This is a genomic window from Candidatus Eisenbacteria bacterium, assembly GCA_030017955.1.
In the GTDB taxonomy this organism is placed as follows: domain Bacteria; phylum Eisenbacteria; class RBG-16-71-46; order JASEGR01; family JASEGR01; genus JASEGR01.
Map to the genome: position 1 here is coordinate 14,637 of JASEGR010000034.1, position 16,386 is coordinate 31,022.

16 protein-coding genes are annotated in these 16,386 nt (G+C 51.6%); 8 read left to right on the forward strand and 8 right to left on the reverse strand.

Annotated features, from left to right (window positions below; all coding sequences use genetic code 11):
• Nucleotides 1-12: 12 nt before the first annotated feature.
• The 6 genes from cas4 to QME66_07185 all read right to left on the reverse strand — a co-directional run bounded on the left by cas4 (nt 13) and on the right by QME66_07185 (nt 6,854).
• Entirely contained in the window at nt 13-633 is a 621-nt protein-coding gene (gene cas4, locus QME66_07160) for a CRISPR-associated protein Cas4 (protein ID MDI6808744.1), read from the reverse strand.
• Nucleotides 634-1,569 (reverse strand): type I-C CRISPR-associated protein Cas7/Csd2, encoded by a 936-nt coding sequence (gene cas7c, locus QME66_07165; GenBank protein ID MDI6808745.1) that lies wholly within the window; start codon nt 1,567-1,569, stop codon nt 634-636.
• 22 nt (nt 1,570-1,591) lie between these two features.
• A complete protein-coding gene (gene cas8c, locus QME66_07170; GenBank protein ID MDI6808746.1) occupies nt 1,592-3,322 on the reverse strand; it encodes a type I-C CRISPR-associated protein Cas8c/Csd1 in 1,731 nt (576 codons plus the stop codon).
• A complete protein-coding gene (gene cas5c / locus QME66_07175; GenBank protein ID MDI6808747.1) occupies nt 3,319-3,960 on the reverse strand; it encodes a type I-C CRISPR-associated protein Cas5c in 642 nt (213 codons plus the stop codon). Before cas5c ends, cas8c begins: the two co-directional genes overlap by 4 nt.
• Before the next feature lie 61 nt (nt 3,961-4,021).
• Nucleotides 4,022-6,241 (reverse strand): CRISPR-associated helicase Cas3', encoded by a 2,220-nt coding sequence (gene cas3, locus QME66_07180; protein ID MDI6808748.1) that lies wholly within the window; start codon nt 6,239-6,241, stop codon nt 4,022-4,024.
• Between the two features lie 178 nt (nt 6,242-6,419).
• Nucleotides 6,420-6,854 carry a hypothetical protein gene (locus QME66_07185; GenBank protein ID MDI6808749.1) on the reverse strand — a complete coding sequence of 145 codons (435 nt, stop codon included), beginning with the start codon at nt 6,852-6,854 and terminating at the stop codon, nt 6,420-6,422.
• 296 nt (nt 6,855-7,150) lie between these two features.
• Here QME66_07185 and QME66_07190 point away from each other — a divergent pair, with 296 nt between their 5' ends.
• The 6 genes from QME66_07190 to QME66_07215 all read left to right on the forward strand — a co-directional run bounded on the left by QME66_07190 (nt 7,151) and on the right by QME66_07215 (nt 12,341).
• Complete coding sequence (locus tag QME66_07190; GenBank protein MDI6808750.1) at nt 7,151-8,512, forward strand: multiheme c-type cytochrome; 1,362 nt, start codon at nt 7,151-7,153, stop codon at nt 8,510-8,512.
• Nucleotides 8,509-10,518, forward strand: coding sequence for a hypothetical protein (locus QME66_07195; GenBank protein MDI6808751.1), 2,010 nt, complete (start codon nt 8,509-8,511; stop codon nt 10,516-10,518). The genes QME66_07190 and QME66_07195 overlap by 4 nt, the downstream gene beginning before the upstream one ends.
• 34 nt (nt 10,519-10,552) lie before the next feature.
• Entirely contained in the window at nt 10,553-11,467 is a 915-nt protein-coding gene (locus tag QME66_07200; protein ID MDI6808752.1) for a HEAT repeat domain-containing protein, read from the forward strand.
• Nucleotides 11,468-11,594: 127 nt separating this feature from the next.
• A complete protein-coding gene (locus QME66_07205) occupies nt 11,595-11,873 on the forward strand; it encodes a hypothetical protein (protein ID MDI6808753.1) in 279 nt (92 codons plus the stop codon).
• Nucleotides 11,870-12,169: a hypothetical protein gene (locus QME66_07210; GenBank protein ID MDI6808754.1), complete on the forward strand. Its 300-nt coding sequence runs from the start codon at nt 11,870-11,872 to the stop codon at nt 12,167-12,169. Before QME66_07205 ends, QME66_07210 begins: the two co-directional genes overlap by 4 nt.
• 13 nt (nt 12,170-12,182) lie before the next feature.
• A complete protein-coding gene (locus tag QME66_07215; GenBank protein MDI6808755.1) occupies nt 12,183-12,341 on the forward strand; it encodes a hypothetical protein in 159 nt (52 codons plus the stop codon).
• A gap of 67 nt (nt 12,342-12,408) precedes the next feature.
• Here the strand turns inward: QME66_07215 and QME66_07220 are convergent, their stop codons facing one another.
• Both QME66_07220 and add read right to left on the reverse strand, forming a co-directional pair.
• Nucleotides 12,409-12,669, reverse strand: coding sequence for a MoaD/ThiS family protein (locus QME66_07220; GenBank protein MDI6808756.1), 261 nt, complete (start codon nt 12,667-12,669; stop codon nt 12,409-12,411).
• A gap of 96 nt (nt 12,670-12,765) precedes the next feature.
• Nucleotides 12,766-13,812, reverse strand: coding sequence for an adenosine deaminase (gene add / locus QME66_07225; protein MDI6808757.1), 1,047 nt, complete (start codon nt 13,810-13,812; stop codon nt 12,766-12,768).
• A gap of 228 nt (nt 13,813-14,040) precedes the next feature.
• Here add and QME66_07230 point away from each other — a divergent pair, with 228 nt between their 5' ends.
• Nucleotides 14,041-15,678, forward strand: coding sequence for a methylmalonyl-CoA mutase family protein (locus tag QME66_07230; GenBank protein MDI6808758.1), 1,638 nt, complete (start codon nt 14,041-14,043; stop codon nt 15,676-15,678).
• A 77-nt stretch (nt 15,679-15,755) separates the two neighbouring features.
• The gene (gene mce, locus QME66_07235; GenBank protein ID MDI6808759.1) at nt 15,756-16,154 is read left to right on the forward strand and encodes a methylmalonyl-CoA epimerase; all 399 of its coding nucleotides are present in this window, start codon (nt 15,756-15,758) and stop codon (nt 16,152-16,154) included.
• The last annotated feature ends 232 nt before the right edge of the window (nt 16,155-16,386 follow it).

The following is a 16,386-nucleotide window of genomic DNA, read 5'->3' on the forward strand; positions in this document are numbered from 1 at the left end:
AAAAATGTCACATCAATCTTCCTCAATCGCTTTCATCAAATAGCTGCTCGCCTTCTTGCTTGCTCTTGGCAAACATTGGTCAAGCAGCGAACAGCGTTTGCATTTATCCGAATACTCCGCCATTGGCGTGACAGCTGATTCAATGAGCGCGTGAAGTTTTCTTGCAGCGCCCTCAGTCTCAGTCCTAAGAGCATTGTCAAAGGCCACAACGTACCTACGACGCGTCCGCCCATAGAAAAGCGCTCCCTCAGGTATTTCAACGTTTAACATTTCTTCCAGACACAACGCCTGTGCGCAGAGTTGGACCTTGTCGCAGTTATCTGGTTTTGGCTTACCACGCTTGTACTCCACTGGGAATGGAATCCAGTTATCGTCCTCTTTGTGAAATTCCACCGCATCGGCTTTGCCGATAAGTCCAAGCCTGAGCGAGCGAAGTGGCACTCCATACTCAATCCGTATTCCGCCTCTGGCTTCCCTTTTTGCCGCATCAACATGCTCATGCATAATTCTGCCTTCGACAGTGAACAGATTCTCATTCCACACCCGCTCGATGTGAATCAGGGCACACTGCCGCTCGCAGAATACAAAATGCTGCAGGGCTGAAAGCTGAATCAAGTCGTCTTCGGTGTACAACTACAGTTTGACCTCCAGTGTCACCCCTTTCGGCATATCAGATTGAGAAGGCACGGAAATCCTGTAATCGCCAAAATCACGCACGGGCTTTGTTTTTGCCTCCGCTTTTACCATATCAAATAACTTATGAGCAGGTGCGTTGCCCAACTCAGAATCATGTTTGAATGCAACTAGTTTGCGGGTTGCCATCTGCCCGCGCGCAGCGGAATGGTCATGCTCAAACATCTCAAGAAGAGCTTTCCAGAATAGACTCAGGTCATCGTCACTGAATCCCGTCTGTGCTGCAAAGGGGGCGGAGACAAACCCGTGGCAACGATAAAGACCATACGGCACAGTGAATTTCCTTCCCATGGTACGTTCTTTTTCGAGATCTCTTTCGTTTGTGACTGCCATGCGAGTGATACCATGTTCCAATGTCACGATCTGATCGACACTTCTTGCAAATGTCAACTGGATGGGCCCACGCACTTGCCCGGCGGTCATTCTAATCTTACTCTTACTTTCTTCGTCCTCCTTGTCATCGCCTGTTGACATGACAGCACCAAAAGCACGGATATCGTAGTAATTCTCACACATCCATTCCTTGGCTACATCTTCGTAATGTCTCTCGGGCTCTTGGTTCTTCTTGTCTTTCCGCCAGACTTGCCACGCTCTAACTGCTTCTTTCACTTTGTCGCTTGAGGTATATGACCTCTCGATTTCCTGATTGAGGATTCCCTTCTCTTTAACAAAAATATCAAAACCTTCATCTTCGGACTTTGACAGCATCACATAATTCCTTACCTTCCTCTTGAGACAAACATCTGTCACCAGTCCATGTCCCGTTTCCGGATCAACACGAGGTAGATTGCCAGCGTCTGGATCGCCGTTCGGGTTGCCGTCCTTCACGTCAAAAAAAAGTACAAAATCGCAGCGGTTGTTGATTGCCTTGCTCATTTTCTTGTCCTCCTTTAGGCTGTTACTCATCTGCATCTTTCTTTTTGAAAAAATCCTGTCTCCTGTGATAGTACCCAACGGCGAATCTCCCCTGATCGTCGAGATTCAGATGGCCAGGGAAGTCTTTTATGTCGTCGACTATCTCACCGATAATTTTTTCAAAATTGACTGCACGTCCTCTGTTTTCAAGTTTCGCAAGGTGATGGTTTTTCAGCTTCATGAGGTGAGGGAAGACAATCACCGGTGTACTCGACGCTGAACCGTAAAAACGGTCTCGTATTGTGGCGTTGATGCCGGGATTCGCCTCCTCCTGAATCTTCTCAAGAACGGCGAAGAGACATCCAAGCCGGTATCCAATGTTTTTGTTATTCAAGTCCAATGCCATGCCAACCTCCTTCCTTTCACCCTTTTGATAATGTCGTGCATTCCTGACCAGGACTGCCTTAATAAGCGATGCCCGCGGATACGTAACGTCTTGTTCAGCCCGTATCCTCCGCATTGCCGAAGACAAAAGCGTTCGGGGGTATGGCGTACCAGTAAGTATCGCCTTCATGAAATCACCCGCGAGATTCGGCTGAATGTTTTCTGATTTTCTCTGCACGCAAGTCGAAACGAGCAGTCGGAAGAGCGATAGGTATGCTGGCTGACTCCGACCGTGCTGAATGGAGATATCGTTGAAGTGCTGTCTCATGTTCTGTTCGACTGTCCCGACAGTGCCTGCATACCAGAAACGGATAGCAATACGTGAGGCATTCGGTGATAAGCCCAGCACATAGAATTTCGTGTTGTCATCGAGCACTGATTCTGCGCCAGTCTCGGGAGATGTGAAGAGTGCCTTGATTGCGGCGTTGTCTTTGTCAGAATCTTCTTTCGGGGGTTCTCCAAAGATGTCCGCAAACCAGTCCTCGATTTGATGTTTCTTCTCGGCCCAGAAAACAGTGCTGGTATCGCCTACCTGAATGCGTTGGCGAGACCCTTTCGCGAGGAGGGCGTTGAGCGCAGTGGTATAGGCGAATTCGGCCTTGTTGCCGACAGGCGCATTGTAGCCTTGGGTCTTGCCAAAAGAACCAAAAGCCTCAAGATTAAATGAGACGATGTTTGCCCCTGAAGACTGAGCTCCCCAGACACCTTTTATCGCAGTATGAAGCCGAGCAGGCGTGTCGTGATTGCCGGTGATGAGACATATCTGTGTTCCAACAGAGTCTTCACTTTTACTGTTACGGATAACAGCACTCCTGACAGCATCACGCTGGCAAACCAGTTCAAGGTCTCCCTCAAGCTGAAACGAGATACTTCCTCCGCTTTCTTCAATCTCGCTCCACAGGGGATGGTCAAAGATCTTTTCGCACTCTGCCGTTTCAAGAAACCTGATGACAGCGGCAACACCTTCGTCAGCAAGATTGCCAGAAAAGGTACTCTTGATCCGATCAAGAAATAGAGCTTGTTGTCCCTTTGCTCTCTGAACAAGTTTTCTGATGTCCTTCTTCGTGTCAGGTTTGACCCGTCCAAACACATATGCGGGATTGTCCCACAAAAGATTTGCCGTAGGCCTAACTGTTCTTTTGACGGCTTTTGGCACAAGGCGAGGTTGCCCCCTTTTTTTCCTTCCTTCTCCTTCTCGTATGTCCTGCAGACCCGCAAAATGGCCATCCTTCTTGAGGACGATGACGAAAGAGATGGGCTGCTTCTGAAATCCTTCCTGGGCAACGTTCGGAATCCTTTCATAGTATTTCGCTAGCACCTGCAAGATCACGGTCTCACCTCCTTTTCGTCAATCATCACTCGTCCCTTGTCGAGGCTTGCCCTAAAAAACCGCGGCATCGTTTGTGCGCCGCTGAAATCTATGTCATAGAGCATCCAGCCTAGATCCTGACTGGCTGAGATAGGAGCCGGAAGAGTCTGACCATTGAAGATTGGCCTGAAGTCAGCCGCAAACTCCCTGCATCCCAGATAGGGTCTATGAAAACACTGCCCTTTCTCAGCCCTGCGGACGAACATTTCGGTAAACTTGACTACCGTATCTTCCTCGCCGGCCCTGTCGGTAAGTTCGAAATACGCGTGGATTGTGTAGGCGACATCTCTCAACAGCAACCCTGCACGCTGCTGTCGTTGATCCTCAATGAACAATCCTGTTGTTCGCGGTGACATTACTGCACCGAGTTCATTTCTCCGTACCAATTCCCATTTAATCGGCTTCAGCACGTCAATTTGCGTTACCTTCCATCGAATGGCAGGCTTCCAGAGAATCGCCTCAAGCATCCCCCGCGCAGCGGATGGCGTCATGATGTCATAAGAGACGCGCTCGACTTTCATTTCAGGTCTGGTGAAACAGGCGTTCCTTCCCCAAACCATCAGACGGAAGTCATTGCTCCTAACAGGTGAACCTCTCATTCGTCCTCCTTTCGTTTCCACGGTCTCCCGTTGTGCAAACTTGCAGGAGACGGAGATTCGCTTAACACATCAACTCATCCGGTTCCTGAATGATTGATTTGTCAGGACAGAAACCAAGTTCCAAGTCGTACATTGCATTGTTACCCTGGGCGTGAATCCCTTTCTGCAACTCTAAGACAGCGCCCTCCCTGTGCAGTTTTTCAAACACGTAGCGATGCACGTTGACTACATATCTCTGAAGTTTTCTCATCAGCCATCGTTCCATGCCCGTCTCCGTCAGTTTCTCAATCAAGTCTTCTCCCTCACCATAGCGGACTACTACCGGAACATAATTTGAGTCGTCGATTAACTTGAATTTCTGAGCAGCCGAGAGAAAACTAAATCGCAACTCCGTGTCAGGTCCGAGGTCTTTCAGTATGTTCCACCTGTCAAGTCTGTCGCCGTGAAGCCAGTAAAGCTCCTTGAAGAATTCTTCAAATCTATGCGGTGCGAGCGGGTCATCTCCTTTGTCACCAAGCAGTCTCCTGCCGCTCTCACCCGCCAGTTTCAAGTCCGGAGGAAATCTGCTCGCTGGAACAAAAACCACGACCCGCCCTTGTCCAAGAAGTCCCTCTCTGTTGCACCTTCCAGCCGCCTGTGCAATAGAGTCAAGTCCGGCGAGGGCGCGATATACAACTGGGAAATCAAGGTCAACGCCCGCTTCAACAAGTTGGGTGCTTATTACACGGGTTGGCATTTTATCTTTGAGTCTCCGTTTTATCAGTTTAATCACTTCTGACCGATGCTCACCGCACATAAGCGCCGAGAGATGGAAGGTTTTCTCGCCTTCTTCTGGCATCAATTCGTACAGAGTCCGGCAATCGTCTCTCCTGTTTACTATGCACAAAACTGACGGATGCTGAGTGAGTTCAGATGCGAGGTCTTCCCATGTGCAGTGCGTCAGAAGATCATTCGGCACATGCACCTTAACCCGTTTGAGTGACTCATGAAGGGCCAGAGGGTTTTCCATTATCTCAACCGTTTCTCCCAACCCTTCAAACTGAAAATCAAACGATTTTTGCGCTCCAAACGCGGGTTGAGTCGCCGTGCTGAGCACAAATGTCACGTTGTAATTCCGATTAAGTTCCTTCATCGTATGAAGAATTGGATTGAGATATTCAGGCGGTAGCAACTGAACTTCGTCAAGGACGACAACGCTGTTTACAACGTTGTGCAGTTTTCGACAGCGGCTTGAGCGATTGGCAAAAAGCGAATCAAAGAACTGAACTGAAGTAGTTACGACAATAGGTGCGTCCCAATTTTCGCACGCGAGCCTGCTCCTTGCGCTTTCACTGCTCTCATCCGACACATCAACATTGCTGTGATGTTCAACAACGGCATCTTTGAATATGTCTCTGAATTGCTCGGCTGTCTGCTCGATGATGCTCGTGTACGGGATGACATAAATTATCCGTCTTTTGCCGTGCTCGGGCTTCACAGCATGGTTAAGCGCGAACGCCACCGATGAAAGCGTCTTGCCTCCTCCGGTAGGAGCTGTCAATGTGAAGATTGCAGGTCTGTGTGCCGATTTTGCAATGCATTGGTTGAGTATTGTCGCGCGCAGTTGGTTGACTGATGTATTATCTGCCTTCGACTGTTTATCAGCCATGTATGATTCAAAGAGCGGGAGAAGGTCATTCAAAGAAGGGTACCCCTTTCGGATCTTTGTCTTCTCTGGTTCTAGAAACGCCTCCGTATCGAGAAAGTCAGCATCAACAAGGCAGGAGTAGAGCATCCTGATCCAAAGGGCGTGACCTGTCGGTGTTCTGAATTTCTCTTTCGGAAATGAGCGTACTGTGATCTCCTGGGGTATGTTTGATGCAAGGGCTCTCTTCAGAAGGTCAGGATTTCGAAGACGATGTATTAGGCTCTTGTTACCGGCTTCAGCGCTCTCCCAGTCAGCAAGTCCTGCATGGTGTCCAGCAATAACATAACTGAAGATCCGACCGGGTTTACTGAACGTTTCAACGGCATGAACCGCTCCGGCCGTTGAGTGATCAACCCTTCCGGGTTTCGTTTCAATATGCGCATCAGCTCCATCGGTGGGGCGGAGCATACTCTGAAAATCCTTTGAATACTTTCCTAAATCATGCCACAGGCCCGCAAGATATCCCCACTCCCCGCACCCAAATTCAGCAGCAAACGATGCGGTCAGCTCAGCCGTACGTTTCAGATGGTCCTGAAGCAGGTGCCATTCTCCAGCTGGTCTTCCTTCGACACTGTGTGCATAGAATTCTGACATGCTGACCATTCAGATCCAGGTCATTCCAAGCGGCCATACACCGACGGCCCCCAAAATGGGCACATTGGGGCGGCTTGCGAAATCACTCACTGGCGACAGCAATCGCTCGGCATCAGCCACGGCCGAGAAGCGGCCGCCCGCTGAATGTCGTTGTTCGCTGCCTTACCTTTCTCTTGGGTCAACCGAGAATTTCATGCGGTGACACCGATTGCCAGTGCGTTCCTTCAAGCTTGAAGAGATCGAGTTTCTCGCCACGGCGCCACTCTGCCAAGATGACAGCTTTTGCCCTGTGGTGCTTGGCTACTCTTGACAGGCGAGCGAGGTCGTCCCGTGTAGGTCGGCGCGCAGACCCGCCTTTGGTCTGAATCAGGAGGATTTCGAAAAGGTCTCCGCGCTTCAGGCCAGGGCCGTCGTGGCGGTGATCCTTTCGAATGGCGATCATATCAACAATACCGCGGGCTTCGGCTTTCGTCTTGCCCCCGAAATCTACCAAGTTCCACGTGGCTCCCGTGCGCCGGCTATACGTGACTAGCCACTTCGTCATCGTGCGTGCCCACTTTGCCGTGTGGTGGGCTTTCTTCCCCGGGCTCATGTTGTGCGATGTCTGTGTCATTTTTTGGCAGCGATCTCGTTTTGTCCGACCCACGACATCCCAGTGCTGAAAGGAACCATCCCTTATCATACACTTCCCCGATAGAATGGCAAATGAGTTTTTTCATTGGCCCAGGGTAGGGTACGAGGCCGTGAGAAACGACCAGGGTTGCGCGTAGTTCGCGGGCGGCTGGTAACAGAGCCAGGCATTCTGCACACCGCTTGCGCTCCCGCGCGAATCGTGTATCCAGTTGACACTCATTCACATGTCGAGGACAATGCAGGGAGCATTGAATTGACAAAAAGGACGAGTCAGAAATGGAGAGCGCTCGACTCAAGGCAGTGAAGAGACGTATTGCGACGAAAACTTTGCAGCTCCTGAAAAGGATGAGCTGTGAGCTCCCGATTCCGCCAACTTCTCAAGAGAGGTCCACCAGGCTCCGGGTTCAACTTGCAGGACTCATTGTCTTGAGCATCCTCCTCTTTCCGGGCAGCTTTCTTGCCCCGTCTCCGCGACAACTCAGCTCAGATGCCCCTCAATACGAATCGGCCGAGCAGTGCAGAAGATGTCACCTTGCCCGTTACAATGAGTGGAAAGGATCCATGCATTCCAAATCGGCTCCCAAGACAAATCCGTTGTTTGCGAAACTTTACGAGCGGGCCGTGCTTGATACGAAGGGCGAGACAAAGAAGTACTGTATCAGGTGCCACGCGCCCGTCGCCGACCTGAATGGTGATACCGAATTGATTCAGCCGCTCACAAGTGAAGGAGTAAACTGCGACGTGTGCCATACTATCTCAGAAATGAGCATCGAGCCCGCATACTGGCCCTACGTGAGAGACCCAGGACCTCTCAAGAGAGGCCCCAGCGATGCCAGAAAACCCAAAGGTCACAAAACTACTAAGTCAGGGCTTTTCACAAGTTCCCGGATCTGTCTTGGATGTCATGGAGCCGTTTCTGATTTCGAAGGCCGTGCGGGATGCAGCTGCCTCGCAATCTGCGACACTCGTTCGGAATGGCTTGAGAGTCCTTATCCAGATCAGGAAAGCGACTGCAAATCCTGCCACATGAAGAAAGGGGCGAAGGGAAAACAGAGGCTTCACTATTTTGAAGGAACTCAAAAAGGAGACTTGCTCAAGACTGCCGCAACTCTCAGAATCAAGACGTCCGATTCTGCCGGGAACCTGGACATTTTTGTTGAAGTTGAGAACTCCGGCACGGGGCATCTTCTTCCCACCGGCCCACCGACAAGGATGGTTTACCTCAAAGTTGAGGCCAGGGATGAATCCGGAAAAACTCTCTGGTCTAACTTCAAAGACAACCCGCTTGCTGAAGATAGATATTCGGTCTTCATGTTGACCCTCGCCGATTCTGCGGGCAAAGTCCCGGCACTTCCCTGGGCTGCCCGGAAGATTGCGATGGATACCAGACTTGAGCCGATGAAAAAAACCGGACTCTTTTACAGAATTCCACGGGCAGGCGTGAACAAAGTCGCAGCCACTCTTTTCTACCGGCTCGCGCCTCTCCCCTTACTCAATGAGCTCGGCATAACCGATAGGTACTACCTGGAGCCGAAAATCATGACCCAGGCGTCAAGGGAACTTGCCGTGCCACTGGTCCCCGACAGATTCTCACCGCACGAGCCCGCCTTCCCCGGGGGTAGGAAAGACAAAGAATGAAAGAGAATCATGCACAGCTTAGGGAAAAGGCGTCACCTCTCACCAGGCTGAGATTTCTCACTATTCTGCTCATGGCTCTTGGTTTCATCGCGGGCCCGGTTTCTGCTTCAGCTTCGCTCCGCACGGAAAATGCTGCAATCGATTCGGTTCTTTCGTATGCACTCCTTGCGGCGAAACTTACTCCATCTGACCTCCACTTCAGATCCGACTATGAGCCGGCGGACACCTTCAGACTGGAACTTATCTCGAAGCTTCTTGAGCATCCATATGGGACGTGGCAGGTTGCTGACTCGATGGCACTTGAGCTCCAGCAGGAGAGATCTGTTCAGGGAAGCTTCATCTCGGAACCAATCGCGAAAGCCGCGAAAGCTCTTGGAATCAAAGCCGGGTTCACACAAGACAAGGCAATGAAAACGATAGCGCAGCTTTCCAGCGAAGTGACTGGATTTCCTGATACTACGGAGCTCCCTGCAAAGATCATTAACGCGGCGAAGATCCTTACCGGAGTGAGAATACTCACCGGGCCACTCATATACAGCGCTTTTGCCGGCATGGGTGAAGAAGACGTAAAAGCAATGATAAGTGAAGCCTCTCTCCTCCTCAGAAGGGAAAAGAATGTTGAGTCCTTGAGTTTCGAGGAGCTCACTGCCCAGGAAGAATCGACAGAGGTAGAGGCCGCTAGACTCTGGCCCCTAGCGGGAAGGGTTAAGCTTGGTCCATTGGTGGACGCTTCGTACGCTCTGGCACTCGCATCAGAATCGGCGCTTCAAATGCTCTCCTCGCTTAGTCCTGTTGAGCTCGCCAGGAAACCCAAGAAGCCTATCATACATCCGCGAATTGAGGGTGAAATCCTTCTCCATATTGAAATTCCCGATCTCGACTTCGAGCTTGTCGTGGGAGGAAGAGGGCCCAACAAATACACCGGCCACTTCTCACGCGTCATAGATCTGGGTGGTGATGACACCTACATGTTCGATTCGTCTCCTTCGGCGGGTCACCTGCCCGGGCTCTTTCAAGGTTCCCTGGTGATGGATCTTGGCGGAGGCGACACTTATCTTTCGCCAGGTGGAGGTTCAATCGCTTCGGGGATAGGCGGGGTCGGTATTCTCATCGATATGGATGGCGACGACCTGTATTCAGGTCGCTCGATGGAACTCGGTTCAGGTCTCTTCGGCGTCGGGGTTCTTCACGACAGGAAGGGAAACGACAGGTATCTTGGTGAATCTGCATGCGAAGGATCGGGTGCATTTGGAATCGGGATCCTTCAGGACCTAGGAGGAAATGACGTGTACCTCGGCTCCCTCTACTGTCAGGGTTTTGGATTTGTGAAAGGCCTCGGCCTTCTCGATGAAAGAGGAGGCAACGATTCCTATCAGGTGCAGCCCGAACAGACAGATATACTCAGATACTCGGACCACAGCCTTACTCTTTCGCAAGGTTTTGCCTATGGATGGAGACCGGATGCATCGGGGGGAATCGGCATCCTTTCAGACCTGGAGGGAAATGATTTCTACTCCTCGGACATTTTCGGCCAGGGCGGAAGTTACTGGTATTCTCTGGGAGCGCTGATAGACAGAAAAGGAAATGACACTTATTCAGCCTATCAGTACGCACAGGGGGCCGGAATTCATGTTTCTCTTGGCGTGCTTCTCGATGAAGAAGGAAGTGATACCTATCTCAGCAAGGGCGTGTCTCAGGGGTGCGGTCACGACCTCGGGCTTGGGACGCTGATCGACCTTCAAGGCGACGACAGATACATCGCCTATGACCTATCTCAAGGCGCCGGCAACGCAAACGGGGTGGGAATCCTGCTTGATAGGAAAGGGAACGACAGCTATGAAGTGAGGTCGGAGTCAAACACGCAAGGCTATGGAAATTTCAGGAGGCATTTTGGCAGTGTCGGATTGTTTGTCGATGAGAGCGGTCAAGACCTCTATTCAGGCTCCGGGCGGAAGAACAACTTCTTATGGCGAAGCGGGAGATACGGAATTGGAATCGATTTCTAGCCGCTGTCGCGCAACGGCAGCCCTGCGGAGAGCTTTGAGCCGTCTGATTCCCGCCGCGCTCCTGTGTCTCCAGGCGACTACTGCTGCAGGTCAGCAGGGACTGCCGATGAAAGACCTCTTCGACAGGGCCACCTCAGGCGAGCCCAAGTTTGAGGGTCTGAGGAAAGAAGCAAGAGAAGAGATGGTGAGAAGAAAAGAGGAAGCTCTCCCCTATCTCTTCTCGAAGCTCGGGACGCGAGATGCGACAGAGCGCCACGCGATAAAGGATATTTTTCTCCAAATGGGGGAAAGCGGTATCCCTTATCTGCTTCAGGGCCTCAAGCTCAAGGATTGGAGATCGCTCATAGAGGTGGCATTCATCATTGAAGAAATGAAAGAGAAACGGGGTGCGCCGGCGCTCACCGCCATCGTTGCAAATGATAACTGGCGCGTAAGGCAGGCAGCCATATCTGCGATCGGTGAAATCGGGGATTCATCGTTTGCTGACGTACTTCTCCCTTCGCTATCTGACGGTAATGAGCTCGTGCGAAAGGCAGGAGCATATGCGCTCGGGCAGCTGAAGTGGAAGACCAGGCCTGAGGTACTCCTCCCTTTGCTTGGAGATAGTTTCTACGGCGTCAGGTATTCAGCATCCTTTGCGCTATCGAAATCCGGAGCCGAAGAGACAAGAAGCCTGATCAATTCCTTCAAGAAGAAGTCCGACAAGCTTGCGAGATACCATCTGATAGATGCCATAGGAGAGACTCAGACTGATGATGCCTTCGCCTTCCTCATCTCTATCACGGGAGATACCGACCCGTTGGTGAGGGCTTTCGCTGTGAGAATGCTGGCTAACTATCAGGACAAGCCTGAGGCGATGGATGCGATCAAGAAGCTCGCCCTGGAGAAAGATCTCGTTGTCCGGTCCGAAGCGCTGACTGCTCTTCAGAAGGCCGGTCCGGAAGAATAGACGAGGCCCATTTTGATTCCCCCTCACCTCACTCCTCTCCCCAATGGGGAGAGGTTTCAAGGAGAACCATGGCTTTGACCCTCTCCCCCGAGGGGAGAGGCTGGTGAGGGGGTAACGGAGTTCGGCAATGGCAAGCGATGACGAGGTGAAAGACGAAGAGAAGCGACTAAAGTACCTGAGAACAGTAGTCGCCCTCACAACAAACACCCTGAGGCAAGAGAGAATGTCCCTCTCCGAAGCGAAGACCCTCATAGAGTCCACGAAGAAGCAGGTCCTGAAGCTCTTCCCGGATAAAGAGGAGGCGTTCGAGCTGATCTACAGGCCGCGTTTCGAGAGAATCCTCAAGGAGAAGATGGAATCGCTCGGAGACGGATTGTGGACTGAAGAGAGTGAGGAAGAAAATTGAAAGAACTCGTCTGTCACTTCTGCGGTGAAACTGTGACTTTCGAAAGAAAGGTAATGCGTGACGACGAGTGCCCGAAGTGCGGGAGAGCGCTCCACTCCTGCCTCAACTGTGAATTCCGCAGCGAGACCGCCCACAATAAGTGCAGGGAATCTCAAGCGGAGTGGGTCTCAGAAAAAGAAAAGGACAATTTCTGCGAGTACTTCTCTCCAGGCCTGAGTCCAAAGTCACGATCAGGGTATGAGAAGGAACAATCTGCGAGGAGAGCATTCAAGGATCTGTTTAAGGATAAGAAGTGAGGAGGTGAACCGGATGGAAGTCAAATACGAGCCTATTTCAAGTGACCCAAAGAAAAGCTGCAAGAACTGCGAAAGTTTCGAAGCCAAAGCCAATGATGAAAAGTTAGGATTGTGTTTCGGGATCGAAGTTTCTTCTTCCGGGACGTGCAATATGTTCTCGCCGAGGAAGTGATGCCGACCTTGCTCTTCCTCTCCCCCTTGGGGAGAGGATTGAGGTGAGGGGAGAGTGACTCCTCAGTTTATCCCCCTGCAACCGGAAGAAACATATATACGCGGTCGCCGTCGTTGATCTTCAGGCTGAGGTCAATGACAACCTCATCGTTCACGCTTAGCGTGCACGGTATGTCTTGCTCTGACAGAATCTCCTCCGCGATTCTCGGATTCTTCTCCCCGAGCTTCCGCAAGAGATCCTCAAGAGTCCCGCCTTCGAAATCAATCTCGAGCTCAGTCTGACCCACGATGCCGGCCACACTTTCGCCAAAAGAGATTTTCACCTTCACTGAGCATTACCTCCAGTTACGTCCGACCCGGTCTTGTGAGAGAGCACCAGAGAACAGTGCAGGCCAATTACCGTGTGCGAAGGCCTGCCAGGTACCTCAGGCCAGAATCTTCGTTCTGACTCGTGCCTTATCCTCGTCTTTCACAAAAGAAGAAGCAAGAGCGGTTCCGATTGTCCCGCTGACCTCATTCGGCAGGAGTCCGAGGGTGCGAATCGCAAACTCGTATTCATGGCTCAGAGTTATGCCGAAAATCTCGGGATCATCTGCATTTATGGTTATTTTCACGCCTTTTCCAATGAATTTCCTCAGCGGATATTCATCCGGAGTCCGCGCTGCACCTGTAACCATGTTGCTTGTCGGACAGAGCTCAAGAGTGACGCCTTTCTCTGCGAGGAAATCCATCAGATCCTCGTCATCGGCCGCCTTGAGACCGTGTCCGATTCTGTCGGCACCAAGTTTCTCTACCGCATCCCTCATGTCCCTGGAGCTGCCGAGTTCGCCGGCGTGAACGGTTATCTTCAGCCCCGCTTCCTTCGCCCTCATGAATTCTCTGGAAAACATCTCGCACGGCCAACCCTCTTCTTCTCCGGCCAGGTCGATCCCCACAACAGACTCTCTGCTTTCAATCGCAAGATCAACTGTTTTTCTGCATGCTTCAACTCCGAGATCCCGCGACGAAATGAGAATAATTCCTATGGCTGTTCCGTATTGTCTCGATGCCTTCCCCGCTCCGGCCCGGACTGCATCCAGCATTGTGCTCCAGTCAATTCTGTGCCCCTGAGCCGCGTAGGCCGGACTGAACCTGAGCTCAAGGAGGAGGATATTGTCTCTGAACGCGTCCTCAGCAACCTCGAAAGCGATGCGTTCAATCTCCTCTCTGCCAGCGAGGCACCTCTGCGCAAGGTCAAACCTGCCCAGAATTTCTCTGAAAGGAAGCCCTGGTTCCTTTATGTAAAGGGACCTCCTCAGTTCTGCGGCAGTCGATGCGGGAAGTTCCAGACCGAGCCTGCTGCCGATTTCGAAAATCGTCTCAGGTCTGACGGAGCCTTCGAGATGCCTGTGAAGCTCCACCTTGGGCAGTTTCTTGAGTCTGCTGAGAGTAATCTTGCTGCCATCAGCCTTCTTTCCCGAACTTGCACCCATACCGTGTCTTCCTCCAGCGTGTCTGAAAGTCCTATTTTGTTATCTTGTGAAACAGTCTCAGTCAAGGAGTTTGTTTCGGAGACCCTACCTCAGACCTCTTTGTGCCGTAATCCCTCGATTGACTACGTCACCAATGCTCGGATACAATCCAGCCAGTAAGTGAGAATTGGTGAAATGTACGCCATTCTTCCTCTCCCGCTTGCGGGAGAGGATAAGAGGTGAGGGCACTTGAACGACGAAATCTCGACGAGAAAAAAGGATTGGCAAAGAAAACCCGGACTCTCTGAGCAGGGACCTCGTTTGACCTCGTCAGGCATTCCCGTCGAACCGCTCTATTGCCCCCGGGATGATGAAACCAGCTATTATGCTGCCAAACTCGGTCTCCCGGGAACTCCGCCGTACACGAGAGGAATCCATCCCACAATGTATCGCGGCAAACTGTGGACGATGAGACAGTATGCCGGATTCGGCGATGCCCTTGAAACAAACAAACGGCTCAAGCTCCTTCTCGAACATGGTCAGACGGGTTTGAGCATTGCGTTTGACCTCCCTACCCAGATGGGATACGACTCCGACAACCCAATTGCAGCCGGAGAGGTTGGAAGAGTCGGCGTTGCCATTGACTCTCTGGAAGATATGCAGATTCTTTTTGATGGGATCCCACTTGACAAGGTCAGTACCTCGATGACCATAAATGCAACCGCGCCCATGATACTCGCCATGTATGTAGCGTGCGCTGAGAAGCAGGGAGTACCGGCAAAGAAACTCGCCGGAACCGTGCAAAACGACATTCTCAAGGAGTATGTGGCCAGAGGAACTTACATTTTTCCACCCGAGGAGTCTCTCAGACTCACAATCGACCTCTTTTCATTCTGCCAGAAGGAAATGCCGCTGTGGAACATGATCAGCGTAAGCGGCTATCACATACGGGAAGCAGGCGCAACTGCAGTGCAGGAGCTTGCATTCACTTTTGGAGACGCAATCGCCTACCTCGAGGCGGCAAGAAGGGCAGGTCTCGATATAGACAGAATCTCTCAAAGGATCTCCTTCTTTTTTGCATGCCATAATGATTTCTTTGAGGAAATCTCCAAGTTCAGAGCTGCTCGAAGGATCTGGTTTACGATTATGAAAAAGAGATTTGGTGCTCAGGATGAGTCATCCAAGCTGAGGTTTCACACACAGACGGGAGGCTCGACTCTTACCAGACAGCAGGCAGAGATCAACATTGTTCGTGTTGCACTTCAGGCACTTGCCGCGGTCCTGGGAGGAACGCAGTCGCTGCACACAAACTCGTTTGATGAGGCGATATCCCTTCCTTCGGAACTTGCGGTCAGAGTTGCGCTGAGGACACAGCAGATACTGGCTGAGGAAACCGGCATCGCCTCAGTGGTTGATCCGGCTGGCGGCTCCTACTATGTCGAAGCTTTGACAGATGAGATTGAGAAGCAAGTCATGGAGTATCTCGAAAAGATCGACGCGATTGGCGGAATGCTCCGGGCAATCGAAACCGGCTTCGTACAAAGGGAAATCCACAAGAGCGCCTATGCCGCGCAGAAGGCAATTGAGACCGGGGAAAAGACAATCGTTGGCGTGAACAAGTTCAAGATGGAAGAGGAAGAGAAGGTAAGATTCAAGCCGCCCGAGGCGAGTGAAAAGAGCCAGATTGAACGTTTGAATGCTTTCAAGAAGTCAAGAAACGAGGCATCTGCGAAAGAATCCTTGGCCGAGCTCAAGAAAGCTATTGGCAAGAAGCAGAACCCGATTCCTCAGATGGTGAGTGCGGTCAAGGCCGGCGTCACACTCGGAGAAATGCGAGACGTACTTAGCTCCGCGTTTGGCGAATACAAGGGCCAGGCATTTCTGTAAAATAGTGACAGTCACCTATTTTCGTTCTTTTCCTTCTCCCCTCTGGGGAGAAGGCAGGATGAGGGGAACTTTCAAGCATGATTAATCAGCTTGACCACATCGGAATCGTCGTAAGGAACCTCGACCACTCAGCTCGAATCTACTCAAGCGCCTTCGGCGCGAAACTGGTTCGAGAAGAAGAGCTTCCGTCCATGAAAGTTAGGATTGCTTTCCTGGAAATCGGGCCCGTGACGATAGAGCTAATTGAGGCTATGGGTGAGGGTAGCCCGGTTGAGAAATTCTTGAACGAGAGAGGCGAGGGTCTCCACCACCTTTGCTTCACGGTTGACGACATCGATGCAGCGCTGGCACAGCTCAAGAAAGCCGGCGTGAGGCTGATTGACGAGAAACCAAGAGTCGGAGCGCACGGAAAGAAAGTAGCTTTCGTCCACCCGAAATCAACAAGCGGAGTCCTTATCGAGCTTACTCAATCCTGACCGCAATCTGTTTATGTGAAGACAAACGCCTGCCCCGGGCGATCACAAGTATTCTCCTCACCCAGTGGCAACCCACGGGGCTGACTTAACGGGCCGCCACAACCGCATCCGCCGGCTTTCTCCGCTGAGCTCTTAGTCACGACTTCATCGCGTCACCGCCACCTGCCTAGTGTCGTGTCCCGGAAATTCCTTGTACATGTCTTTGCCCCGGGACACGACACTTTCATAGGGG

What these genes read in the sequence shown, in the direction of transcription:
- cas7c (MDI6808745.1), bottom strand. Translation starts at nt 1,569, where the DNA reads ATGAGCAAGGCAATCAACAACCGCTGCGATTTTGTACTTTTTTTTGAC.
- cas5c (MDI6808747.1), bottom strand. Translation starts at nt 3,960, where the DNA reads ATGAGAGGTTCACCTGTTAGGAGCAATGACTTCCGTCTGATGGTTTGG.
- cas3 (MDI6808748.1), bottom strand. Translation starts at nt 6,241, where the DNA reads ATGTCAGAATTCTATGCACACAGTGTCGAAGGAAGACCAGCTGGAGAA.
- QME66_07185 (MDI6808749.1), bottom strand. Translation starts at nt 6,854, where the DNA reads ATGACACAGACATCGCACAACATGAGCCCGGGGAAGAAAGCCCACCAC.
- QME66_07190 (MDI6808750.1), top strand. Translation starts at nt 7,151, where the DNA reads ATGGAGAGCGCTCGACTCAAGGCAGTGAAGAGACGTATTGCGACGAAA.
- QME66_07195 (MDI6808751.1), top strand. Translation starts at nt 8,509, where the DNA reads ATGAAAGAGAATCATGCACAGCTTAGGGAAAAGGCGTCACCTCTCACC.
- QME66_07205 (MDI6808753.1), top strand. Translation starts at nt 11,595, where the DNA reads ATGGCAAGCGATGACGAGGTGAAAGACGAAGAGAAGCGACTAAAGTAC.
- QME66_07215 (MDI6808755.1), top strand. Translation starts at nt 12,183, where the DNA reads ATGGAAGTCAAATACGAGCCTATTTCAAGTGACCCAAAGAAAAGCTGC.
- add (MDI6808757.1), bottom strand. Translation starts at nt 13,812, where the DNA reads ATGGGTGCAAGTTCGGGAAAGAAGGCTGATGGCAGCAAGATTACTCTC.
- mce (MDI6808759.1), top strand. Translation starts at nt 15,756, where the DNA reads ATGATTAATCAGCTTGACCACATCGGAATCGTCGTAAGGAACCTCGAC.